A 19,934-nucleotide genomic window follows, 5' to 3' on the forward strand; every position below is an offset into this window, starting at 1 on the left:
GTACCACTCGCGAAGCTCCGTCCACGTCAGCGCGCCCGCGTCGCGCGGTCCCCAATGAAAGAACCATGTCACTTCAGCCTTTACGTCGCGAAGGTTCGGCGGGACTACTCGAAAAAAGCCGCGAGATACTTATTGCACGCATTGAAGTCGCGAGCGCCCATTTTCCCGACGACCGAGACCTCGACGCCGGCCATCACGGAGATAAGGTTCTTCATTGCACGCACCGGCCCGAACTTGTTCTGATCGTCCGTTACCTTGGCGATCTCATCGACGGTCGGCTCGCGCAGTTCAATCTCCGTGATGCCGTCAATCGGCGAGAGCAGGACTATTTTTTCGGTCATTTAGCTGGTCTCCTCACTGCTCGGTCACGGAGCCGCTAAACCCTTCGAACTTCACCTCGAAGGTTGCCTCCGGCGTCTTGACCTCCTGCGCCTCGACGGTCCACATATTGCGGCCGATGACCGTCTTACCGTTCGCGAGTTCGCAGGTCACGGTGCAGTTCGTCATCGCGTTGAAGTCCGCAACCGTCAGCGACCCGGCATCGCGAAAGCTCCCCGAGATAAACGGCGCGCGCGGCTTCTCTGAATAGCCGTGTACCGTGTCCTGACCGATCAGCGACTCGCGCTCGACCGCGCCGGGCGAGTACGTCAGTTCGCCGGCCAGCATGTAGCTCTGCCCGTTCACGGAGATATAGGCGATCCCCGCGAGGCGGTTAGTGTTGTCTGCCATCGCACACCTCCCTTTAGGATGCGGTCAGGCGGAACTGGGCGAGCAGCGCGAAAATCCGCAACTGGTCGATCAGGATGCCGGGCCAGAGAACGTCGATTCGGTTCGGGTTGCCCGAGTTGCGCTCGACGATCAGTTCTTTAGCGAATACCGCGCTGTCCTGTACGAGCCCGTTCGCTTCGTCCTCCTGATACGTCGCGATAAGGTCCGCCCGGATGATGTTCGGCGTGACGATGTTCGAACCCGCCGCGAAGCGCGTCCCGTTGTCGGCGAGCTTTACGCGCCCGTACCGGCTCGTGATGACGATCTTCAGACGACGAAGGACCGCCGCGAGCGTGAACAGCGTCTCGATTTCCAGATAGCTGTCGTCGGGCTGGCCGTACGCGTTCTCCTGATACGTCGTGATCAGGTTTTCAATCGCGACCGTCCCGTCATCGGCTACGGTGAACGTTGCGATCCCGTCATAGAGGAGCGAGTTACGCTCGCCGAGCGTGAAGCGCGATTGCACCGGAGGCGGTAGTACGCCGATAAGCGGTAGCGTCTGGACCGGCGTAGCGGGATCGGCGCGCAGGCTGACCGCTGACGAGGCCGCGAGCGCCGTCGCCCAAATCCACGCGGGCGTCGGGCTATCGTTAAAGCCCATGATCGAGGCGTGCGGATCGTTGCGCGCGGTGCCGATTGCGACGAGACCGCCGAGCGTTCCGCGCGCCGCCGCGAATACGTGGCCGTAAAGCATCTGCTGCCACGACCAGCGCCCGTTGATATCGTCCATGAACGTCTGCAACGCGTTGAGCGAGATCGTGTCCGTATACGGGCTGACGATAAAGTCGAACGACTCGTCGCCGAGCGCGTCGAGCGCTGTCGTCAGGTCGGGAGCGACCGCGCCGCCCGCCATCGGAACAACGGTCACGGCGAGGCCGGGCGGAAGCGATTCGCCACCGGGCGCGCCGAGGTAGTTCAGGCGTAGGTCGATCTCGTTCCCGCAGGGTCCCTTGTTGAGCGCGGTCAGCGTGACCGTACCCGCGCTGACCGTCGCCGCGACCGGCATCCCCGGCGTTACGCCGATGGTCGCCGCGAGCGCCGTCGCGATCTCCGAGACGGTCTGCGTCGGCTGTACCGGTTGCGCGATACGTACGCCCGCGATGTATAGGTAGAGCGTCCCTGCTGCGGTCGGCGCGGCGGTGATATCGACGCTACCCGAGGCGGCGGTCGCCGATGCCGCGTCAGCGAGCGGCAAGTACCAGACCTCGCCGAAGGCGTCATTCTTGCGATACGCCGCGAGCATGAGCGCGAGCATCGAACCCTGTCCGCCCGCGTTGATTGCGTCGTCACTACCCTGGCTGATCGCCGGGACGTTCGGCGTCGCGGCACCCTCCGACGTGATCTGCGCGATGACGAGCGCGCGCTGCGTCGTCTGCGCCGTATTCGCGTAGGAGTTATCGACCTCCGCGTAAAAGAGCGGCACGCGGATATTGGCCGGAATCTGCTTGAACGGGATCATTGCGGGCCTCCGTCAGTCGAGCGCTTCGTATGGGCTGCGGACTTCGCGCCGCTGCTCGCGGGAGCGGACACCTCTACGGCCTGCGAGGAGGCCCCAGGCACCGCTGGCGGCGACGCATCGAGGGCTACGTCGCCATCGCGGATACGGCGACGCCAGAACGAGGTATCGGAGACGGTCCGAGGTTCGGTGATGAGGTCGTGCAATGCGGGATCGCGCACGACGCGGCCCGCAACCGGGCGGATGCGTAGCGTTTGCATGGCGTGGGGTCCTTCCGGCTATCGACGCGCCGGGCTGTCCTGCGGGTTGATGACGAGCGTTCCCTCGTCGCGTCCGTCCGGTCCCTGCGTACGAGGCGCGGGCGGAACGGCCTCGGGAAAAGGCGGGTTTGAGTAGGTGCCCGATTTGTCGGCGGGCGAGATCGTGTCGGCGTGAATGTTGAGTTGTTCAAGCGGTGCCGGCGCGGACGGATCAGCGGGCCATGTGCCGGGCGCGGGAACGTCTGCCGTGGGGTCGAACGATTCGAAGAACTCGCAACGGAATGACGCGGCGATGCCCGCAAGATGACGCGAGCCCTCCGCGCGAACTTCGAGCGCGCTCTCGACCGTCTCGAACTGCTGCAACATCCCGACGAGCGACCAGTCGGTGAATAGCGCCTGCTCGACGCTGAACCACAGCGCCTCGATAGCGTCCTGCGCCTGCGCCCCCGTAGCGGCCTCGACGGTTGCCTTTACTTCGAGCGAGCAAGTCGTCGTGAACTCGGGCATACCGCGCGTGGCCGATACCTTGGCCTCGTGAGCGGTACGGACGACGACGACCGGCAATACGGCGGCAGGCACGGACCAGTCACCGGGCGATTGCACCGTGACCGGCATACCGCGATCCGTGAGGCCCGCCCCGTTGAGCGCGCCGAGCGCGGCGAGCCGCAACTGCCTGCGCCCGAGCATCGGCAGGTCGGGAATATTGCGCATGACGAGGGAGCTACGAAACGAACGTCAGGCCGCGACGTTGAGCAGGAGGAAGCACCAGCCGTGGCCGTCGATACGCACCTCGCGGATAACGTAGGTGGTATCGGCGAGCGGCGCGCCGGGTGCGGCGGGAACGAACAGGGTGTCGCCCTGCTGCGCGGTCACGGGTAGCTGCGAGACGCGAAAGCCGTAACAGGGGCGCTTGGTGGTCACCGGCAAGCCGTCCATTACGTCGATGTCGTTCACGGCTTCGTCAAACACGCCGTTTAGCGCCGCCGTGACCGTACCGTCAGCGGTGCTATACGTCGCGCTTTGCCCGAAGATGCCCTCGACCGGCGCGAGCAGCAGCGAGTCCCAATCGATCACTTCGCCGCCTTGCCGCCGTGGCTACCGCCTTCGCTGCCGCTCGCCTTGCCGACCTTCGCGAGAGCGTCGTCGCGCGCTTCGGCTCCGGCAGCAGCGGACGCGGCGGCGGTCCCCTGAAACAGAACCTCGGGCCGCGTGCAGATAAAGAGCGGATACGCGTACGTTTCCATCTTCCACCACATGCGGCGCAGCAGATCGAAGATCGGCAGCACGTAGACGGGTTTGCCCGGCGTGTTGACCCAATCGACCGTTTCGCCCGGTGCCATTGCCTCGCGGAATACGCCGGGAGCACCGACCGGGAAAAACTGCACGTTGTTGTCCGGGACCTTGATCGTCGAGTTGTCGTCCGAGCCGCGATAGTTAAACCACGTGATACCCGCGAAGTCGAACGCCTCGAAAGCCGCGCCCTGCGAGTTGTCTCGCAGCGCTCGCGCGTCGGACCAGTTGACGAACGTGCGGATCACGTCAGGGTGATTGACGAACTGGTCGTAGAACGCGTCGCCGCAGAGGGCATAGACACGCGTCGTCGCGGTGAACGCGCCCTGCGCCTTACGGGCCATCGAGCGCACGATCCCGTTGCAGATTGGGCGGAGCGTATTCGCGGTCCCTGCGGCGAGATTGAACGGAATCACGGCGGGCTGCGCGATGCCGAACTCGTCGAACCAGCTGTAGCGCACGCTGCCGTCTTTCGGGTCGAGCACGAGACCCTGTAGCGCGGCGAGCCGCAAATACTCCTTCGTGTACTCGACGCTCGCGAGGAGACCGGTCGGACCCGAGAGACGCCGCGCGACTTCGGTCTCTACCTGCATGAGAACGCTCTCGGTGCCGAACTCGCGGATGCCTTCGACCTCCTCGGCGTAGACCGTATCGTCGTGCATCAGACGCGGCACGTCGAAGTAGCGCATCTGGCGCTTCTCGGTCGTACGCTGAGTACCTTCAGCGCCGCGCTCCGAGAACGGGATCAGGACGAGCTTGCCCTGACGTTGCTCGACCGCGAGCGCCTTCGTGCGGATCGGGTTCGGTTCGAATACGTTCAGAGCGCCAAGCCCGACCGGCTGGAACGGGTTGCGCTGCACGGCATCGGTAAGCGCGATGGCCGTGAACGGGTCCTGATGGAATACGTCGAGAATTTCGCCAGCCATGATCGGGCTCCCCGAAAAAGAAAGAAGGCCGCGCCGGACTTAACCGGGGCGGCCTTCGTTGGCAGTGGATGAAAAACTTGTTGCGGCTACAACTAGCGCAGGATGACGCCCACCGTCGCAAGCTGCTGCGTCGCGGTCGCGATCTGAGCCGGCGTGACGTTCGCCGGCCAGATCAGTTCCGAGGCGTTAACCTCCGCGTTACGGTCAATGATCGTTGCAGGCTTGTTGGCGGTCGTTACGTCGTGCGTAGCGTACGAGATAGCCGCCGCGATCTGCGAGCCATCGGAAGCGGTCGGATTGAGCGGTGCAAAGAATCCGCTCGCAGTGACCTTGCCGAGTACCGTACCGGCGAGCACCTGTACGCCGCCCGTTAGCGTCACCTGATCGCGTGACAGGTGGCCATTTGCTTCGGAAACGAGAAAGCCGCCGCTATGCCATTGCTCGTTGAGCGGCGGAACAGTAGGAGCGCCCATGTTCATATCTCCAGAAGGGTTGATGGGGAATCAGCCTTGACGCGCGCGCGGGTTGACCTTCGCGAACGCGCGATCCCAGCTCGTAGCAACGGCCTGCCGGTGATTCGACTCGGGAACACCTCCGGGTCCGATGCTCGGATTGCGCGCGGCGCGATTGAGCGTCGCGGACGCTGCCGGCGCAGGAGCCGCTTCGAGCATCGCGATTGCCTCGCTACGCGGCAGGCGAGTCTTGAACGCAAGCTGCGCAGCAAGGACCGGATTACGAGCCGCCGCGCGCGTCGCGAAGATCGCCGCGCAACGGGCCTGCTCGCGACGACGCGCGGCGGCTGCGGGCGACGAGCCGCGCATCTCCTTGTCGTCGTCGTCCTCGTCGTCGTCGGCTTCCTCGTCCTCGCCGCCTTCGGCGCGCGCGCGCTTGGCCTTGCGGCTACGCTTGCCCTTGCCGCTATCGTCGTCGGGGTCCGCGTCCTCGTCGCCGTCCTCGCCTTCTTCGGCGTCCTCGTCCTCGGCGCGGGCGCTATCGTCGTCCTTCTCGTCCCGGTCGCCCTCGGCGCGCTTCGCGCGGCGTCCCTTCTTGCCGGTCGTGTTGTCCTCGCGATCCCGCTCGCCGGGGTCCTTGTCGTCGTCCTCGGCGCGAGCGTTCTCGTCCTTCTCGTCGTCGTCCTTGCGGTCGTCCTCCTCCGCACGAGCGCGAGCGCCCATACCCGAGAGGTGCGCAAACGAGAGCGCCTTCCGCATCCCCATCTGTACGCCCTTCATAGCGATGCCCATTTTTCTAACCTCCTACCGGTTCCTGAAGCGTTGACCAGAGCGCGTATAGCGCCTCATCGGGGGATTGCACTACGTCAGCAAAACCCAGTTCGACGCCCGCCGAGCCGAGGAACGTCCCGGCCTGCGTAGCGCGTACCTTTGCAACCGAGAGGCCGCGATTACGCGCGACGGTCTCGATAAAGAGCGCGGCGACGCTATCTACGTCCGCCTGTATCCGCGCGTGAGCTTCCTCGGAGAGCGGCTGGAACTCGCTGCCGTCCGCCTTGCGAGCGCCCGAGGTAATCAGCGTGACCGTGATACCCGCATCGGCGAGCGCCTTCGAAACATCGACGTGCGCGACGATCACGCCGACGCTTCCCGTCCCGCCCGTACGCGGGACCGTAATCACGTCGCAAGCGGAGGCGAGTGCGTACGCGGCGGAGAACGCGCACTCGCTGAGGATTGCCCAGAGCGGCTTCGTCCCGCGCGAGGCGTAGATCGCGTCGGCGAGATCGAAGCACCCCGCGACCTCTCCGCCTGGACTGTCGATATCGAGGACGATTGCGCGTACGGCGTCGTCGGCGAGCGCCATCGAGAGATTCGCGCGGATGCCGTCATAGCCGGTCATCCCCGAGTACGGGTGCAACGTGCCGAGCTTCGCGACGAGCGTCCCCTGTACCGGGATGACCGCGATCCCCTCGATGACCTCGTAGGGGCGCTCCTGCGCCGGCTCCCCGGCGTCGAACGGCTCGGAGAGCATGACCATCTCGCCATCGGCGCGAAAGAGCCGCGCGAGGCCGAAGCGGTCAGCAATCGCGGCCATCACGATCTCGATTTTTCCGGGCGTAATCGCGAGCGGGACGTTAAAGAGCCGCTGCGCGAGGTGCGGGTAGTCGGGTTTCATGGCGCGGGCCTCATTGCGGTTGCGGCGTCTCGGTGACCTTGCTCGCCTCGGCGGCGGCTACGTCGCCGGCCCAATCGGGAAGCGTCAGCCCGAGTTCCTGCATCAGACGGACCTCGACCGCGCGCTGATGCAACACTTCTTCGTAGTCGAGACCCTGCTCCGCGCACTCGCGCTTGAGCGTCGAGAGAGCGGCGTCCATCCCCATGACCGCGCCGGCCTTCTCCTTGGTCGGGTCGATCCATCCGCGAGCGACGCCCATCCACGAGCAGCGCGCGTAAGCGGAGCGCGCTTCGATGAAAGCCGGCGCGCCATTCGGAAGCGGAAGCTCGCCTCGATCCATCGCTTCCCACAGCCACGAGGCGTAGAAGGGCGAGGCGAAGTTCAGGCAGAACTCGTCGCGGCGACGCTGCAAGGTTTTCCACGCTTCGAGGAGCGCGGCGCGCGCGCTGCTGTAATTCGTCTTGCTCCAGTCCTGCGTAACCTGCTCCGCGGAGAGGCCGAGCGTCGCCGCGAAAACGCGCTGCATCTCATGCGTGAACATCTCGAAGTTGCTATGCGGGTGCGAGGCGTCCACCGTGTTGAGCGATTCGCCCGGCGCGAGCGTTGGGATACGCGCGCCGTTGAGATACGCGGGCCGCTCGTTCGCCCACTGCGCGCGAAGCGACTGATAGAGCGGAAGCTCCTCGCCTTCGCCCGCACCGAGCGCGTCCTGAACGAGCGCGGGATCGTAGGGGCTCGTCACGTACGTGCCGAAGATCGAGCCGATAGCGGCGGCCTGCAACTCGACCTCGTAGTAACGGGCGAGCATCTTCGCGTGCGCAAGGACCGGCGTGAATACGCCGATGCCTCGATGCTGGCCGGCGCGGTCGCGGTCGAAGTCGTGGATGACGCGCTGCCATCCGTCCTCGTCGTAGCGCTCGATGCGCTCCCACGTATTCGCCTCGATTGCGAGATACCAGTCGTTCGGCTGCGCCTTGCGAATGTGGTACGCGACCGGCGCGCCGTTGTCGTCGATCTCGACGCCGCCGCGCATGGTCGCCGAGTCGATCATCTGATACGGATTCGAGAGCCGGTCGGGATCGACAAGGAGGAGCGAGGTCGCGTAGTCCGCCCCGCCGTACCCGACCTGATCGGGGAGCCAGTACGCGATGCCGAGCCCTTCGCCATCGATGAGCTTGTGACGCATCGCGAGGCGGAACTGCTGCCCGAGCGTAAGCTGTCGCGCTACGTCATTGAAGCGCCCCGCGTTCTCGGCGTAGCCGCGCCATAGCGCCTCGGCAGTACGGCGAAAGTCGTCGGCCCATTGCGCGTCGAACGCGGTAACGCCGCTACGCAATGCGAGCGCGCGATAGTCGGGGTTTGCCGAGAGGCGAAGGTTCGTCCCGATGGTGTTATCGAGAATCCGGTTAACCGCGCCGTTGATCCATCCGTCATTGCGCGAGAGGTCCCGCGAGCGCGCGACCATCCGGTCGCGGAACAGATTGATCTCGGAGTCAGGCGAGCGAATCCACGGAAGCCAGTTCCCGAACTGCTGCGACATCCAGTTCGCCGCTTCGTACGGGAACTGGTACGGCGCGAGACCGAGCGGCGCACCGGACGGCCAGCCGGGACCGCCCTCCTGCGCGCGAGCGCGGCCCCCTTGACCTTGCGCCGGGACGAGCGCGGTCGTATCGAGCGGCGCACCGCTCTCGTCAACGATCAGACCCATGAGGAAGGACTCAGAAGAACGGAGCGATGGGAGGGCGACGGTTGCAATAGCAACCGGTCAGCGCGGCGATCTGTTTCTGTACGAGGAGAATCCCCTGCGTCAGATCGGCGATAGTCGCGCGCGTGTAGGTAATCGAGCGGCTACCGTCAGCCTGCGTATAGGACGCGCCCTCGGGCTTCGTACCGGTCATCAGCGCGAGGTACGCCGCCTGCATCGACGCGAGCTGGGCTTGTAGCGCGTCGAGCGGGACGCCATCGAGAATGCTGGTGTATCCACAGGTAGCCATGATTTACGCCAGTCGGTTGATAAAGGATCGGGGTCCTGCGGGGCGCGTCGCGGGTGCTACGTCCACGCCTTGTGAGTCCTGCGATACAGGGGCGATCAGCGCCGTCTCGACGCTCTCAGCGCGCCGGTTGAGTTGCAGACCGAAGTGAAGAAGCCCGCAGAGCGCGCCGTACGCGTAGACGCGGCAATCGAGCGCCTCATTCGCGCGTCCGCGTGGCAACTCCCAGACGCGGTAGCGCTTGCCGGCCGACTCCTTGACGACGATCCGCTCGGCGGTGAGTTGCGCGTAGTACCCGAGATCGCGATCAGCCGGGAAGTGCATGAAACCCGGTCCCGGCGAGTCGATGAGAAGGCGCTGCCGAATCGTGTCCTTCGCGGCGTTGACGCCGAGAATGACGGGGCGAAACGTTTTTTTCGTGCGCGAGGTCGGGCGCTTCGCTGGCCATACCGGATTGCGTTCGCCACCGCGAGCCGATTCGCCCTTGATGGCCCAGATACGCCGCCCGATCCGCGCCTTCGAGAACTCATAGACGGCCTGCGTGTGGTGCCCGCCCGAGTCGATACACGCGGCCATGACTTCGAACGGTCGCCCGTCCGCGCGCGTCCACGTCTGCCGTAACCACGCATCGAGTTGCGCCTGCGTTACCGAGTCGGAGAACTCGCCGTCGATGACCTGATAGGCAATCGACCACGACTCCTCGTTACGGCCCCACCCGACGACCTCGAACTCGACGCGGTAATCCTGAACGTCGATACCTACCGTGATGAGCGCGACGCCATCGGGGACCGCTGCGGCCCAGACCTCACCGCGAGCGGCGAGGACTTCGTTCTGTACGCGCCGCCCTGTATGAGCGCGATACGGGAGCCCCATCTGCGTATTCCACCAGGCTTGTAGCTTCTCCTCGTCGCCCTGCGCGGCGATCCACTTCTCGGCGATTGCGGGAGGACGGTCGCGCGTCCACGGCGAGTAGAGCTTCGACGCCTGAAAGCCCGCGTGACGGTTATCGACCCGCCGCTCGCCGCAGGTCGGGCACTTCGAGCGATAGACCGCGAAGCGCCGGCTCTGCGCGTCGTCCCACCACTCCCAGACGGTCTCGACCGCGCTCGCGCCGTCGCCCTGATCGTCGCGCCACGCGCGCTCGTAGTCCTCAAGCGGTACGTGACGAGCGCCGCAGCATTCGAAAGGCTTCGTCTGATGCCAGCGCGCGGTCTGCAACGCCTTGAGGCGATCCGCTTCCGACCACGCCGCTCCGCACGCCTCGCAGTAGATACGGGCGCTCTCCGTATCGTGCGTCCTCGCGGTCCCGTCCTCGTTGAGTGTCTTGTTCCACTCAACGTGTTTAAAGAAGTCCGGGAATAACCGGTGGCCGCAATGCGGACAAGCTATCGACGCGCGCCGCTGGTCTGACGCCTCGTAGCTGTCCTCTATGCGGCTCTCCTCAGTGACCGTAGGCGAGCACGCCCGAACGCTTAACCACCGCGCAAAGGTCGCCGTACGCTCCTCGGCGAGCGTGATCGGGTCACCCTCGCGCGTGACGGGGTACTTGTCGATCTCGTCGGCGAGGACAATACGGACCGGTCGCCGCGCGAGGTTGTCAGGACTACCCGCGCCGGCAAGCGCGACGAACCCGCCCGGATACGCCTTGTAAAGCAGCGTGTCGTCGGCGTTGCGCGTACGGGCCGGCCCGACGAGATCGCGAAGGACCGGCGTCGCGCGAATCATCGGCGTCAGGCGCTCCTTCGAGAACTGCTCGGCGGCGTCCTCCTTCGGTTGGAGGAGGAGCACCGGGCACGGATCGAGGTGCGCGTGATACCCGAAGATGTTCTCCATCAGCGCGGTCTTTAGAAGCTGCGTACAGACCATCGCCGTGATCGTATGAACGCCCGGCTCGGTAACGGCGAGCATCGGTCCGCGCGCGATCTCGACCGTCGCTGTCCGCCACTGGCCCGTCAGACTCCCTGCGGCCCGCGCGAGCTTCCGGTAACGGTCCGCCCAATCCGGCAACGAGAGGCGCGGCGGCGGCGTCCATCCGCGCCGGCCTGCCGCGACGATGAGGTCACGGTTCGACGCCTTGGAAGTCGGCTTCGGGCTCTCCGATATCTGCAAGCTGTTCGTGGACATGGGCGGCGAGTGAGGCGGTCAGCCCTTCGAGGTCCGCGATGCCGAACTCGACCGCGAGGTACGGCGCGACCTTCGCGGGCCACGCGAGCCACGCGTCGCGCTGCTCGCGACAAAGCTCGAATACGACGCGCTGCGCTACCGTGACCTCGACGAGTGAACCTGACCGCTGTTCGTATTCCTGACGGCGCAATAGCGCGAGCCAGTTCTCTTTGAGGCGTAACGCCTCGGCGTACGGGACGCCCTTCCCGGCGCTGCCGGGTGGTTGCAAGGTGCCGGCGCTCTCGACCTCGTTCGCCGCGTCGCTCGACGGTTCGTTCGCGGCCTTCGCGGTCGCTCGCCATCCGGTGCCGACGAGCGCGGGGTCCATCGAGCCGTCCGCGCGCTTCGGGAGCCGCCCCTGCTTGACGCCTTGCACGACGAGCGTGTGCGAGACGCCCTCGCGCCGCGCAAACTCGCGAATCGATATCCCGTCAGCCATGATTGGAAAGAGGTGGAAAGACCGTTGGAAAGTCGGAGCTACGAAAAGAACGCGCTCGCGCAATTGCCCTCGTTTTCGGCAGGGGGGGAAGGACCCGGCCCCCCTCGTCCCCTGCCGCACCTTCGAACAGGGGGCCCCACTCGCAGGAGGTCCCCCGAGGGGTCACCCCTACGGCCTGCGAGAGAGGGTGCCCTCACCGCCCGTCGAGGTCCGCGAGGGACAACGTAGCCACTCTCGACGCGAGGCCGTTAGCGGGCCTCTATCGTTCGCGCTTACTTCGCCGTCGCTATCGCCTTCGCAAGCTCGCGACCGAACACGCGGTCGAAGTTGGCGAGCGCGACAGCGCGAGCACGCTCGGCGAACCCGAGGCGCTTCTTTGTCTCAACAGGCGGATGAAAAGCCACCAGCAGTTTGAGCTTGCCGCTCGTATTCGCCGGGAGCGCCTTCGAGCCGCGTCGTCCCTTGCTCGGCTTCGTCATCGAGCGTTGCCATACGCCGTAAATCTCGCCGCCCTTCGTACGGACCGCGCCGATGAATACGTCAGGCCGGTTCAGGTACTTGCGGATCAGCCCTCGCGGAAGGTTGCCGAACCTGTTCGCCGCAGCGGCAACCGGTACGAGGTCGGCAGGCTTCGCGCCGAGGTATTGCACGCCTCCGAACTCGTACGGCGCGAGGTATTGAGCGGCCTTGTCGCGGACGTACACGCGCGCAATCGGCAGGCCCTTCCTCGCACCCTCGACCGCCACCGAGTTGACCGTGAACGGCGTAGGCGATTCGAACACCTCGGGGATCGCCTTCTTTTCGGCTTGCGCCGCGAGCTTCGCGAGTTCGGTCACGGTCCGCGACTCGACGAAGGGAAGCTGCCGGCGCGCGAGATTGTCGAGCTTGAGCGAGATCGCGTCTACGTTGGCCTTTAGGGAGATTTCGAGCATACGCACAAAGGCCCGCACAAGGCGGGCCTTCTCTCTCCTTGGAGGAGCGGTTAAAACGTCAGTCGGGCGTACAGACCAGCGACCGTTTGAGCATCCAGCCGGAGGCAAACGAAACGCGCTTTTTGCCCTCGTATTGACCATCCTCGGCGTAGGTATCGACCTCGTGTGAGAGCGTCGTCCCGAACGAGACGTTCACGATCGTCGCCACGCCGTCTTTAACCTTGTACGCGCGCTCCTCAAGGATCGACGCCGTTTTCACGTTAGGCGGAACGAACCCGCACCCGGCTTGGTAGACCGGCTCCCCGATATCTTGCGAGAGGTAGTGAGTGAACATCATCGAGGTCCGCACCGCGTCGTACATGGTATGGAGCGCGAACGGAGAGGAGCAGTACAGCGCGATATCTTGATCGCTCGGCTTGCACTTGGCGGAGGCTTGGCCCGCCGCGAAAACGAGAGACAACGAAACAACAAAAGCACCTACTTTCATCACAAATCCTTTAAAGCCGCGCAATCAACAAGAAAGGCGAGGCGGCGCGCTACGAAACCAGTCGGAATCTACGCGCGGCAAAAAGCGCCGCCAAGCCGTTAGAAACAACGGGAGTAGACCCGAGGCTCAATCAATAGCGCGGAGGATCGAAGCGGCCTCCGCGTGGTCGAGCGCGAACGAGCGCAGCGCGTGATACGAATCGACGAGCTTGTCGCTATCGGCACCGCGCGCGCTCTCGGCGACTTCGAAAGCGACTTGTCCGAGCGCGAACAACGTAACGACTACGCCGAAGGCGTCGGCGCTCATCTCGCCCTCGTAGCCGCTGCCGATAGCCGCGACGTTGAAGCGTTCGGGCCTCGTCGGCGCGAGGTACGCGCCGCCGTTCGAGAGCTTGTAGAAGTTCCAGAGTCCGCCCGTATAGTCGGGCGAGAGACGATTCGCCCACGCGTAGACGAGGGCTTCACCGCGAATCATCCGGCGCTCGCCAAAGAGTCCCGGCAGGAACCCGAGGCGGCGGCTCTCGGGAACCAGAGTTGCGAGAGCCTTCTTCATTACGCGGCCTCCGCGTCCGTTGCCGAACCCTTGACCGTCAGCGGGGCGATCTTCGCGAGCGCTTCGGCCATCTCGCCGTAGTTTTGCTCGATCTCGAAGGCCGCTTGCAGCCCCATCCAGTACATCGCCTCCTCGCCGAAGTAGCGCGCGAGACGCAGAGCCGTATCGGCGGTCAGGCGGCGCTTGCCTTCGATGATCTCGTTGATACGGCGCGGCGCGACGCCGATAGTCCGCGCGAACTTGTTCGGCTCAAGGCCGGCGCTCGCGATCTTCTCGGCGAGGGCCGCGCCCGGCTTCGGGTAAATCGACGTGAGCGGATCGCGCTCGGCTTGCGCCTTTTCTTGCGCCGGCTTGCGGGCCGGTTGCTTCGTTGCCGGCTTCGCGGCGGGGGCCTTCGTTGCGACTTGCTTCGCTTCCGGTTGCGTCGCCGCTTGCGTTGCTTCGACTTGCTTCGTCTCGACTTGCTTCGCCGGTTGCTTCGTCACGGCGCGCTTTGCAGCGGGTTGCTTTGCGGCTTGCTTCGTTGCGGGGGCCTTCGTTGCCGCGGTCTTAGCGGTCGTCGTTTTCGTGGTTGCCATCTCGTTTCCTCGTTTCGGTTGGGTACTGCGTTTGGGAGACCGAATATTGAGGTGATGCCACGGTGGCGAACCAGATGAAATATGTAACAGTCAGGACCCCTGCTTACCTCACAAACGAAAGGTTATTCCGGCGACTCGATGACCCACCCAGCGAACTCGCCGAAGCGGAAAACCTCGACGGCAGCCGGGACAACGTGCGTCATGAACTGCCACGGTAACGGGCGCTGCACGCCGCTGATGCTGAGTTCCTTCGCGATAATCTCGGCGGGCTCCGCTCCGCCGCGCAACTTGCCGGCCATCGTCAGGCGATGGATCGCCGTCGCGAGGTAGCCGCCGCACGAGCAGTCCATCTTGTCGAAAACGATCAGCGCTCCGCCCGGTCGCATCTTGCGGCAGAGCGACCGGATGAACTCGCGGCGCTTGCCGGGCGCAATGAACATCAGGACGAGAAAGCAGACGGCTACGTCGAACTCCTCGAAGTCGTACGAGAGCGCGTCCGCGCATACGCACTTGCCGGGACCGGCGTAGCGTTGCGCCATCTCCTCGGAGCTATCGAGCGCGATCAGTTGCGCGTGCCGGCTCTCAAGCGTCGAGGCGAGCGCGCGTCCGATGTTGCCCGTCGAGCATCCCACGTCGTAGACGAGACCGCCCTCGGGAATGTAGTGGCGCGCGAAGTGCGCCACCGATTCGGTCGTCAGGTCGTACCAGGGTAACTGCTCGCGTACGTGCGCATCGAAGTGCCCCGCGACCTCGTTGCTGCGGAACGTCCACTCTGAAGGGATTTCCATCACGCCGCCTTAGCGAAAATCGTTTTGCTGACCGTCTGCGCGACCGCCGCCATCATGACGGGCGGCACCGCGCGGCCCATCCGCTCGATCTGCTGGCGCGGGTTGCCGTTGAGTACGAAGTCGTCAGGAAAGCTACACAGGCGACGCGTCTCCGCGACGGAGAACTTTCGGCACTCAACGGGATGCGTGACGCTCGCGGCGGAGACGTTGCCCGCGTTCGCGCTGATCGTCGGGCACGGCGCGTCGTAGTGCGCGCGCACGAGGTTGATATATCGGTCAGAGCCGTGACCCTGCCGCAGCTTGCGCCACTCGGCACCGACCGCGTACCGCTCCATCGAGAGTTCAGGCTCGACACCTGCCTCAAGGCCCGCTAACGCCTCGCGCACCGTGTAGCAATACGGCAGGGGCTTGGGGAATACCGGGCCGGCGTTGAGGTCGTTACGCACGCCGATAAAGATGACCCGTTCGCGCGCCTGCGGTACGCCAAGCCACGCCGCGTTGAGTACCCGCGCCTCGACCTGATAGCCGCACTCCTTGAGCCGGTTCAGGATCAGCTTGAAATACCCGATGGCGACGCCGCGCACGAGCCCCTTCACGTTCTCGGCGATGAAGACCTTTGGCTGAAGTCCTTCGACGAGTCGCGCGTACTCGAAAAAAAGATCATCGACGACCTGCTGCGCTCCGTCGCTGTACCGCTTCTCGCGGCCCCACCCCTTCGCGCCCTTGCCTGCTGCCGAGAACGCGGAACAAGGCGGCGAGCCGTCGAAGATATCGAGCTCACCCTCGCGCAGGTTCGTCGCTTCGAGAATGCTCGCGGGCGTGACCTCGCGAATATCGCGCCCGTCGATGATCGTCGAGGGGAAGTTCGCGCGGTACGTCTCGCGCGCCGACTCGATGAACTCGCTCGCCCAGAGGACCTGAACGCCGGCCATCCGGTAGCCGAGCGACGAGCCGCCGCCGCCCGAGAACGTCGAGACGGCCTTCAGGCCGCAGTATGGGCGCGCGTTGATCTCCGCCATTGTCGGGACGCTATACGGCAGCTTCGCGACTTGTCCCGTCATTGCGATTTGCCGGACCACTCGTAACCGCACTTCGGGCAGCGGTGCTCGGTCGCGATGGTCTCGTCCTTGCGCGCGAACTCCTCGGGCGCTTCGTAGATGACCGGCGCGTTGGCGAGCGCGGCGAGTTCTTCGGAGCCGAAGCCGGTCAGCCCGAGGTCGAACCCATCGTCGAGGAGGCCGGCGAGTTCCGAGGCGAGCAGTTCGTCGTCCCATCCGGCGTTCAGGGCGATCTTGTTGTCGGCGATCCGGTACGCCCGAATCTGTGCCTCGGTCCAGCCGCGCGCGACCATCACCCGCGCCTCGGTCCAGCCGAGGAGGACGGCGGCGCGGTAGCGACCGTGGCCGGCGATCAGTTCGCCGGTCTCGTCTACGAGGACCGGGTTCGCCCACCCGAATTCGCGCATTGATTCCGCGATCTGCTCGACCTGCTCCGGCGAATGTGTGCGGGCGTTGCGCGGCGATTCGCGGATACGCTCAAGCGGCCAGTGCTCGATGGCGTCGGCGGGCCACAAGGGTTCGCGGTTATCGGCGGCGCGCTGCGTTGCGGATGGCATGAGGTCGGGCTCCCTCAAGCGGCCTGAGCCGGCGAGTGTTCGGAGTCGGTGACGATCCCCGAGTCGCGCAGCAGCGACTCAACGCGCGTGAACGCCGCGTCGAGTTCGCCGACTCGCTGGCGGTTGCCCAGGAGCGCCGCTTCGAGGATCGTCGCGTGCTCCGCCACCGTGTTGCGATGGACGCCGCAGCGTTGCGCAAGGCTGACCGCCGTCTCGTGAGTCCGCGTCAGGATGTTCGCGACGAGCGCCATACGCAGGCGGATGTTCGGCGCGTGGCCGGCGAGCAGCGGCCCGGTGTGGATGACCACTACGTCGAGCGCGTCCCGCCACTCGGGATTCGGATAGCGACCGGTACAGCACGGCGCGCGGCAATGGCACGCGAGATCACGCGGCGCGTAGGCGACGACGAGGATCGCGCGCGGGATCGCCGGCAACCGGTCAAGCTGGCGACGGATGCGCCCGGCCTGAGCGGTCGCCGCGTCGCCGGTCAGCGTCGCGGGACCGGGTACGCCCTGATGGAGAACGCCAAGCGAGCACGCTCCGCCGCGCTCAACGGCGTGGCGCAAAGCGTCGCGCAGGGCCGCAGCGGTGCCCGCGTAGAAGTCGCGCATGGTGAGGTTTTCCGGGAGGAGGTCGAAACGAAAAAGCCCGCGTCGCGCGGGCCTTGGAGCGTCAGGGACAATGAGGGAGCGTCCTGATTACAGCCCATCTTAGGCACCTTTTGCTGGTTGTCAAATTTTTTCGTCATCTGCCCGCCCGCGAGTGTCCCCTTCCGCGAGCGTTACCTCGCCGAGAACGTTGTCCCTGCAACCGGTCCGGGCCTCGCTCTGCCTGACCGTCTCGCGGGCCCACCCGAGCGCCGCGCGATGGGCGCGGAGATAACTCGCGTTCGGGTGCGTGTCGGAGTCCATCCCCTGCCGGTACGCGCGACCGATCCACGCGCGGAGGTCGGAAGGCAACTGGCGCCAGTGCGGCTTGCACCCCCAGAGGTCGTCGCCGACGACGCTCCCGCAACCGGGCCAAAGACAACGGTGGCTCATGCTCGGCTAATCCTCGTCATGTTTCCGCAGTGTTGGCACTTCGTCCGCTCGCGCTCGGCGAGTCGGGCGAGTTCGTCCTGATACCGCTCGTGCAACTCGTGGAAGCGGTTCTCCCGGTAGGCAAGCTGCGTGAGCACCCACAACGGGTTGAGCTTTTCGCCGCAGGCCGCGCAGGTCACCTCGGCGAGCTTGTCGTCTACGAGGTAGCCCTGACCGTGCCAGCACTGGCCGCTATGCACGGCCTTGAGCACGCGCTCGTCGCCGGCATCGCGCCGTATCCTGACCGGCAGTTCGTGTACTTCGGCGTCCTTCATTCGCTCGTCTCCTTCTCGTTCGGGCTCGGCTCGCTCGCAGGTTGCTCGCGAGGCGCGATAGTCGGATTCGGCGGTACGTGCGCCGTGACGAGCGCGACGCGAGCAATGCGCGCGATATCGCCGAGCACCAGCGCGCTCGTCGAGTGCTCGCTCATATCCGCGATCAGCCGAAGCGCTTCGCGTAGGCGTTCGTTCTCGTGCTGGAGGTGCAGGCGCATTGCGATGCCGTACCGGTTTAGATGCTGCGCGGTCATACGCTTTCCAGAGGGTTGTAGTCCGCTTCGAGCGAGAGTGCAATCTGTTGCGCGTGCAACGGCTCGACCTCGATCTCGGCGCGCGGGTTCGCGCGGTCGATGCCGTGGTAGATGTGCTTCTCGCGTACCTGCCGGTCGTTCACGAAAACGCCTTTACGAAGGCACTCGCGCGACTCGACGCCATTGCGTTTGACAGTCCGGTAACGCGACTGCATCGCGTCGAGGATCACGCTCTCGTCGAGGTCGGGTCTCTCGCTGGCGTAGAAAATCCGCATCGTTACGCGTACTGGGCCTTCGATCTCGACGCGCGCTCGCGCCGGTATCTGCAACAGCGCCGCTCGCTCGTAGTCGCGCGCCTTGTCCGACTTGATGCTCATGGGCCGGCTGCGGACCTTGCCGCTCGCGTCGCGGTACTTGCGCGTCACGATCTCGCGACTGTTGGCCTTGCTCGCGGCCTCGCCTTTGATGACGAACGCAATACGCATCACCTGTTCTCCTCGTCGTCGCTACCGGGTTCGCGCTCGCCTCGCCTGCCGTGCGTCCGGTTGTATGCCTCTATCGCCTCCTTCGCAAAGGCGATCTGATGCGGCGTAATCGGCTCGCCGTCCTGCGCGCGTTGGAGTAGCCGATACGCCCACCGGATTCCGCCGCCTGCCGGCGCGCCGTGCTTGCGCAGCAGTCCCGAGGCAAGCTCGCGAATCTTCGCCAGTTGTTCCCGCGCCTGATCCGGCGACGTACGCCGCTCGTCGGTAAGCGCCGGGTGCTGCTGGTACATCGTCGGCTCGGGCGCGCATAGCTCGATGAACTCGGGCAGCGTCGGCGGGTACTTCGTATGGAAAAGCGCCGCCGCGCCACGGCGTAGTCCTTCGTCGGACGTGCCGGCGAGTCCGTATCGCCAGATGGCCTTGATGTCGTCAATCGGTACGCCTCGCCAGAGGTCCGCAAATCGCGCGCCGTAAATCGCCGACATGCGCGCGAATAGCTTCTCGATCCATGCCTCAGGAATTTCGCGGGCCATGCTTGATCTCCCGCATTGGCACCTCGATAACGTCGAACGCTTGCGGCTGCTTGTCGCGTCCGGTCAGGCCGTCCACGGTCCGCTTGCGGTCGGCAGCGCGTTCGTCAAACGAGGCGTGACCGTTCAGGCGACCAGCGCCCTGATCGCGTGCCTTGCGGCACCAGTTGCGCCACGTCGCGAACCAGTCGAGCTTCGCCGCGTTCTTGCCGCTCGCGGCGTGCCAGTAGTCCGCGAAGCGTGCGGCCTGATCGAGTACCTGCTCGCGCATCATCCCGAGTTCGCGCGTCGCCCACTCGCCCCAGACCTTCGGCAATACCCACGCTTCGGGCAATCTTGCGGCGCGCGAGTTTTTTTCGCGCGCACCAACACAACTAAGCGCTGGCGACGAGGCATCTGGAGCGCGAAGCGTGGCAGGCTCAGAAGTACTAGAAGAACCAGAAGTACTAGAAGGCTTAGAAGTACTAGAAGAAACAGAAGTATTAGAAGTACGTGCCCGGTCGGTTTGCACCTGGGTGCGAACTAGGTCGTGACCGGGAGCGAACTCGCCCGCACCCATAAATTGCACCCTTGACTGGCGTGCCTTTGCGGGCGACTCGGGCGGCGCGGGCAGCTTGCTCTCCGCTTCCTTGGGGTGCGGATGCTGGTGCGTACGCCACTTCGTGATGAAGATCAGCGGCTGACCTTCGACGACGTAGCGGCGGATCAGGTCGCGGTAGTCGAGCACGTCGAGCATCCCATCGACGTCCTTCTCGGTGATGTCCTGATCGTACGGAAACGCCTCGTCACGAATCTTCCACGGTTGATCTTCGAGGCGTCCTTCGCGGTCAGCCTGCGTCCAGAGCGAGATGAAAAGCAGCCGGCACGCGACCGGCGTGTGCTGGATATCGGGCGAGCGAAAGAACCCACCCTTGACGGTGCGTGAGCGTGGCATAGCGG

At 65.1% G+C, this 19,934-nt stretch carries 27 protein-coding genes; all 27 read right to left on the reverse strand.

What is annotated here, in order from left to right; all coding sequences use genetic code 11:
• Positions 1 to 104: 104 nt before the first annotated feature.
• The 27 genes from ACLFKU_RS10485 to ACLFKU_RS10615 all read right to left on the reverse strand — a co-directional run bounded on the left by ACLFKU_RS10485 (position 105) and on the right by ACLFKU_RS10615 (position 19,929).
• On the reverse strand, positions 105 to 341 hold the full coding sequence (locus ACLFKU_RS10485) for a phage tail assembly protein (RefSeq protein ID WP_410849031.1): 237 nt from the start codon (positions 339 to 341) through the stop codon (positions 105 to 107).
• Between the two features lie 13 nt (positions 342 to 354).
• Complete coding sequence (locus ACLFKU_RS10490; protein ID WP_410849032.1) at positions 355 to 729, reverse strand: phage tail tube protein; 375 nt, start codon at positions 727 to 729, stop codon at positions 355 to 357.
• 13 nt (positions 730 to 742) lie between these two features.
• Entirely contained in the window at positions 743 to 2,227 is a 1,485-nt protein-coding gene (locus tag ACLFKU_RS10495) for a phage tail sheath subtilisin-like domain-containing protein (RefSeq protein WP_410849033.1), read from the reverse strand.
• A complete protein-coding gene (locus tag ACLFKU_RS10500) occupies positions 2,224 to 2,484 on the reverse strand; it encodes a DUF2635 domain-containing protein (RefSeq protein ID WP_410849034.1) in 261 nt (86 codons plus the stop codon). Before ACLFKU_RS10500 ends, ACLFKU_RS10495 begins: the two co-directional genes overlap by 4 nt.
• 18 nt (positions 2,485 to 2,502) lie before the next feature.
• The gene (locus ACLFKU_RS10505; protein WP_410849035.1) at positions 2,503 to 3,195 is read right to left on the reverse strand and encodes a hypothetical protein; all 693 of its coding nucleotides are present in this window, start codon (positions 3,193 to 3,195) and stop codon (positions 2,503 to 2,505) included.
• A 24-nt stretch (positions 3,196 to 3,219) separates the two neighbouring features.
• On the reverse strand, positions 3,220 to 3,558 hold the full coding sequence (locus ACLFKU_RS10510) for a hypothetical protein (RefSeq protein ID WP_410849036.1): 339 nt from the start codon (positions 3,556 to 3,558) through the stop codon (positions 3,220 to 3,222).
• Positions 3,555 to 4,700, reverse strand: coding sequence for a major capsid protein (locus ACLFKU_RS10515; RefSeq protein WP_410849037.1), 1,146 nt, complete (start codon positions 4,698 to 4,700; stop codon positions 3,555 to 3,557). Before ACLFKU_RS10515 ends, ACLFKU_RS10510 begins: the two co-directional genes overlap by 4 nt.
• 92 nt (positions 4,701 to 4,792) lie before the next feature.
• Complete coding sequence (locus tag ACLFKU_RS10520) at positions 4,793 to 5,173, reverse strand: head decoration protein (RefSeq protein WP_410849038.1); 381 nt, start codon at positions 5,171 to 5,173, stop codon at positions 4,793 to 4,795.
• Positions 5,174 to 5,203: 30 nt separating this feature from the next.
• Positions 5,204 to 5,944: a hypothetical protein gene (locus tag ACLFKU_RS10525; protein ID WP_410849039.1), complete on the reverse strand. Its 741-nt coding sequence runs from the start codon at positions 5,942 to 5,944 to the stop codon at positions 5,204 to 5,206.
• Positions 5,945 to 5,948: 4 nt separating this feature from the next.
• Entirely contained in the window at positions 5,949 to 6,827 is an 879-nt protein-coding gene (locus ACLFKU_RS10530; protein WP_410849040.1) for a S49 family peptidase, read from the reverse strand.
• A gap of 10 nt (positions 6,828 to 6,837) precedes the next feature.
• Positions 6,838 to 8,535 carry a phage portal protein gene (locus ACLFKU_RS10535; RefSeq protein WP_410849041.1) on the reverse strand — a complete coding sequence of 566 codons (1,698 nt, stop codon included), beginning with the start codon at positions 8,533 to 8,535 and terminating at the stop codon, positions 6,838 to 6,840.
• Between the two features lie 10 nt (positions 8,536 to 8,545).
• Entirely contained in the window at positions 8,546 to 8,821 is a 276-nt protein-coding gene (gene gpW / locus ACLFKU_RS10540) for a gpW family head-tail joining protein (RefSeq protein WP_410849042.1), read from the reverse strand.
• Between the two features lie 3 nt (positions 8,822 to 8,824).
• Positions 8,825 to 10,942, reverse strand: coding sequence for a phage terminase large subunit family protein (locus tag ACLFKU_RS10545; protein WP_410849043.1), 2,118 nt, complete (start codon positions 10,940 to 10,942; stop codon positions 8,825 to 8,827).
• Positions 10,878 to 11,420, reverse strand: a complete 543-nt coding sequence (locus ACLFKU_RS10550) for a hypothetical protein (protein ID WP_410849044.1) — start codon at positions 11,418 to 11,420, stop codon at positions 10,878 to 10,880. The genes ACLFKU_RS10545 and ACLFKU_RS10550 overlap by 65 nt, the downstream gene beginning before the upstream one ends.
• A 272-nt stretch (positions 11,421 to 11,692) precedes the next feature.
• Complete coding sequence (locus ACLFKU_RS10555) at positions 11,693 to 12,352, reverse strand: hypothetical protein (protein ID WP_410849045.1); 660 nt, start codon at positions 12,350 to 12,352, stop codon at positions 11,693 to 11,695.
• A gap of 58 nt (positions 12,353 to 12,410) precedes the next feature.
• Positions 12,411 to 12,839 carry a hypothetical protein gene (locus ACLFKU_RS10560; protein WP_410849046.1) on the reverse strand — a complete coding sequence of 143 codons (429 nt, stop codon included), beginning with the start codon at positions 12,837 to 12,839 and terminating at the stop codon, positions 12,411 to 12,413.
• 126 nt (positions 12,840 to 12,965) lie between these two features.
• Positions 12,966 to 13,391, reverse strand: coding sequence for an antirestriction protein (locus ACLFKU_RS10565; RefSeq protein ID WP_410849047.1), 426 nt, complete (start codon positions 13,389 to 13,391; stop codon positions 12,966 to 12,968).
• Positions 13,391 to 13,969 (reverse strand): HigA family addiction module antitoxin, encoded by a 579-nt coding sequence (locus ACLFKU_RS10570; protein WP_410849048.1) that lies wholly within the window; start codon positions 13,967 to 13,969, stop codon positions 13,391 to 13,393. The genes ACLFKU_RS10565 and ACLFKU_RS10570 overlap by 1 nt, the downstream gene beginning before the upstream one ends.
• A 122-nt stretch (positions 13,970 to 14,091) precedes the next feature.
• On the reverse strand, positions 14,092 to 14,757 hold the full coding sequence (locus ACLFKU_RS10575; RefSeq protein ID WP_410849049.1) for a class I SAM-dependent methyltransferase: 666 nt from the start codon (positions 14,755 to 14,757) through the stop codon (positions 14,092 to 14,094).
• A complete protein-coding gene (locus ACLFKU_RS10580) occupies positions 14,757 to 15,818 on the reverse strand; it encodes a DNA cytosine methyltransferase (RefSeq protein ID WP_410849050.1) in 1,062 nt (353 codons plus the stop codon). The genes ACLFKU_RS10575 and ACLFKU_RS10580 overlap by 1 nt, the downstream gene beginning before the upstream one ends.
• Positions 15,815 to 16,372 (reverse strand): ParB/Srx family N-terminal domain-containing protein, encoded by a 558-nt coding sequence (locus tag ACLFKU_RS10585; RefSeq protein ID WP_410849051.1) that lies wholly within the window; start codon positions 16,370 to 16,372, stop codon positions 15,815 to 15,817. Before ACLFKU_RS10585 ends, ACLFKU_RS10580 begins: the two co-directional genes overlap by 4 nt.
• 14 nt (positions 16,373 to 16,386) lie before the next feature.
• Positions 16,387 to 16,983, reverse strand: coding sequence for a hypothetical protein (locus tag ACLFKU_RS10590; RefSeq protein WP_410849052.1), 597 nt, complete (start codon positions 16,981 to 16,983; stop codon positions 16,387 to 16,389).
• A gap of 425 nt (positions 16,984 to 17,408) precedes the next feature.
• Complete coding sequence (locus tag ACLFKU_RS10595; protein WP_410849053.1) at positions 17,409 to 17,726, reverse strand: hypothetical protein; 318 nt, start codon at positions 17,724 to 17,726, stop codon at positions 17,409 to 17,411.
• Entirely contained in the window at positions 17,723 to 17,980 is a 258-nt protein-coding gene (locus ACLFKU_RS10600) for a hypothetical protein (protein ID WP_410849054.1), read from the reverse strand. Before ACLFKU_RS10600 ends, ACLFKU_RS10595 begins: the two co-directional genes overlap by 4 nt.
• Positions 17,977 to 18,465: a RusA family crossover junction endodeoxyribonuclease gene (locus ACLFKU_RS10605; protein WP_410849055.1), complete on the reverse strand. Its 489-nt coding sequence runs from the start codon at positions 18,463 to 18,465 to the stop codon at positions 17,977 to 17,979. Before ACLFKU_RS10605 ends, ACLFKU_RS10600 begins: the two co-directional genes overlap by 4 nt.
• Entirely contained in the window at positions 18,465 to 18,998 is a 534-nt protein-coding gene (locus tag ACLFKU_RS10610) for a hypothetical protein (RefSeq protein WP_410849056.1), read from the reverse strand. The genes ACLFKU_RS10605 and ACLFKU_RS10610 overlap by 1 nt, the downstream gene beginning before the upstream one ends.
• A complete protein-coding gene (locus ACLFKU_RS10615) occupies positions 18,979 to 19,929 on the reverse strand; it encodes a hypothetical protein (RefSeq protein ID WP_410849057.1) in 951 nt (316 codons plus the stop codon). The genes ACLFKU_RS10610 and ACLFKU_RS10615 overlap by 20 nt, the downstream gene beginning before the upstream one ends.
• Between the last annotated feature and the right edge of the window lie 5 nt (positions 19,930 to 19,934).

The sequence above is a fragment of the Paraburkholderia sp. EG304 genome, assembly GCF_046543485.1.
Classification (GTDB): domain Bacteria; phylum Pseudomonadota; class Gammaproteobacteria; order Burkholderiales; family Burkholderiaceae; genus Paraburkholderia; species Paraburkholderia youngii.

What these genes read in the sequence shown, in the direction of transcription:
- ACLFKU_RS10615 (WP_410849057.1), bottom strand. Translation starts at nt 19,929, where the DNA reads ATGCCACGCTCACGCACCGTCAAGGGTGGGTTCTTTCGCTCGCCCGAT.
- ACLFKU_RS10575 (WP_410849049.1), bottom strand. Translation starts at nt 14,757, where the DNA reads ATGGAAATCCCTTCAGAGTGGACGTTCCGCAGCAACGAGGTCGCGGGG.
- ACLFKU_RS10525 (WP_410849039.1), bottom strand. Translation starts at nt 5,944, where the DNA reads ATGGGCATCGCTATGAAGGGCGTACAGATGGGGATGCGGAAGGCGCTC.
- ACLFKU_RS10610 (WP_410849056.1), bottom strand. Translation starts at nt 18,998, where the DNA reads ATGGCCCGCGAAATTCCTGAGGCATGGATCGAGAAGCTATTCGCGCGC.
- ACLFKU_RS10485 (WP_410849031.1), bottom strand. Translation starts at nt 341, where the DNA reads ATGACCGAAAAAATAGTCCTGCTCTCGCCGATTGACGGCATCACGGAG.
- ACLFKU_RS10505 (WP_410849035.1), bottom strand. Translation starts at nt 3,195, where the DNA reads ATGCGCAATATTCCCGACCTGCCGATGCTCGGGCGCAGGCAGTTGCGG.
- ACLFKU_RS10500 (WP_410849034.1), bottom strand. Translation starts at nt 2,484, where the DNA reads ATGCAAACGCTACGCATCCGCCCGGTTGCGGGCCGCGTCGTGCGCGAT.
- ACLFKU_RS10600 (WP_410849054.1), bottom strand. Translation starts at nt 17,980, where the DNA reads ATGACCGCGCAGCATCTAAACCGGTACGGCATCGCAATGCGCCTGCAC.
- ACLFKU_RS10515 (WP_410849037.1), bottom strand. Translation starts at nt 4,700, where the DNA reads ATGGCTGGCGAAATTCTCGACGTATTCCATCAGGACCCGTTCACGGCC.
- ACLFKU_RS10535 (WP_410849041.1), bottom strand. Translation starts at nt 8,535, where the DNA reads ATGGGTCTGATCGTTGACGAGAGCGGTGCGCCGCTCGATACGACCGCG.
- ACLFKU_RS10550 (WP_410849044.1), bottom strand. Translation starts at nt 11,420, where the DNA reads ATGGCTGACGGGATATCGATTCGCGAGTTTGCGCGGCGCGAGGGCGTC.
- ACLFKU_RS10570 (WP_410849048.1), bottom strand. Translation starts at nt 13,969, where the DNA reads ATGGCAACCACGAAAACGACGACCGCTAAGACCGCGGCAACGAAGGCC.
- ACLFKU_RS10590 (WP_410849052.1), bottom strand. Translation starts at nt 16,983, where the DNA reads ATGCGCGACTTCTACGCGGGCACCGCTGCGGCCCTGCGCGACGCTTTG.
- ACLFKU_RS10530 (WP_410849040.1), bottom strand. Translation starts at nt 6,827, where the DNA reads ATGAAACCCGACTACCCGCACCTCGCGCAGCGGCTCTTTAACGTCCCG.
- ACLFKU_RS10560 (WP_410849046.1), bottom strand. Translation starts at nt 12,839, where the DNA reads ATGAAAGTAGGTGCTTTTGTTGTTTCGTTGTCTCTCGTTTTCGCGGCG.
- ACLFKU_RS10580 (WP_410849050.1), bottom strand. Translation starts at nt 15,818, where the DNA reads ATGACGGGACAAGTCGCGAAGCTGCCGTATAGCGTCCCGACAATGGCG.
- ACLFKU_RS10565 (WP_410849047.1), bottom strand. Translation starts at nt 13,391, where the DNA reads ATGAAGAAGGCTCTCGCAACTCTGGTTCCCGAGAGCCGCCGCCTCGGG.
- gpW (WP_410849042.1), bottom strand. Translation starts at nt 8,821, where the DNA reads ATGGCTACCTGTGGATACACCAGCATTCTCGATGGCGTCCCGCTCGAC.
- ACLFKU_RS10545 (WP_410849043.1), bottom strand. Translation starts at nt 10,942, where the DNA reads ATGTCCACGAACAGCTTGCAGATATCGGAGAGCCCGAAGCCGACTTCC.
- ACLFKU_RS10520 (WP_410849038.1), bottom strand. Translation starts at nt 5,173, where the DNA reads ATGGGCGCTCCTACTGTTCCGCCGCTCAACGAGCAATGGCATAGCGGC.
- ACLFKU_RS10555 (WP_410849045.1), bottom strand. Translation starts at nt 12,352, where the DNA reads ATGCTCGAAATCTCCCTAAAGGCCAACGTAGACGCGATCTCGCTCAAG.
- ACLFKU_RS10595 (WP_410849053.1), bottom strand. Translation starts at nt 17,726, where the DNA reads ATGAAGGACGCCGAAGTACACGAACTGCCGGTCAGGATACGGCGCGAT.
- ACLFKU_RS10585 (WP_410849051.1), bottom strand. Translation starts at nt 16,372, where the DNA reads ATGCCATCCGCAACGCAGCGCGCCGCCGATAACCGCGAACCCTTGTGG.
- ACLFKU_RS10490 (WP_410849032.1), bottom strand. Translation starts at nt 729, where the DNA reads ATGGCAGACAACACTAACCGCCTCGCGGGGATCGCCTATATCTCCGTG.
- ACLFKU_RS10605 (WP_410849055.1), bottom strand. Translation starts at nt 18,465, where the DNA reads ATGCGTATTGCGTTCGTCATCAAAGGCGAGGCCGCGAGCAAGGCCAAC.
- ACLFKU_RS10495 (WP_410849033.1), bottom strand. Translation starts at nt 2,227, where the DNA reads ATGATCCCGTTCAAGCAGATTCCGGCCAATATCCGCGTGCCGCTCTTT.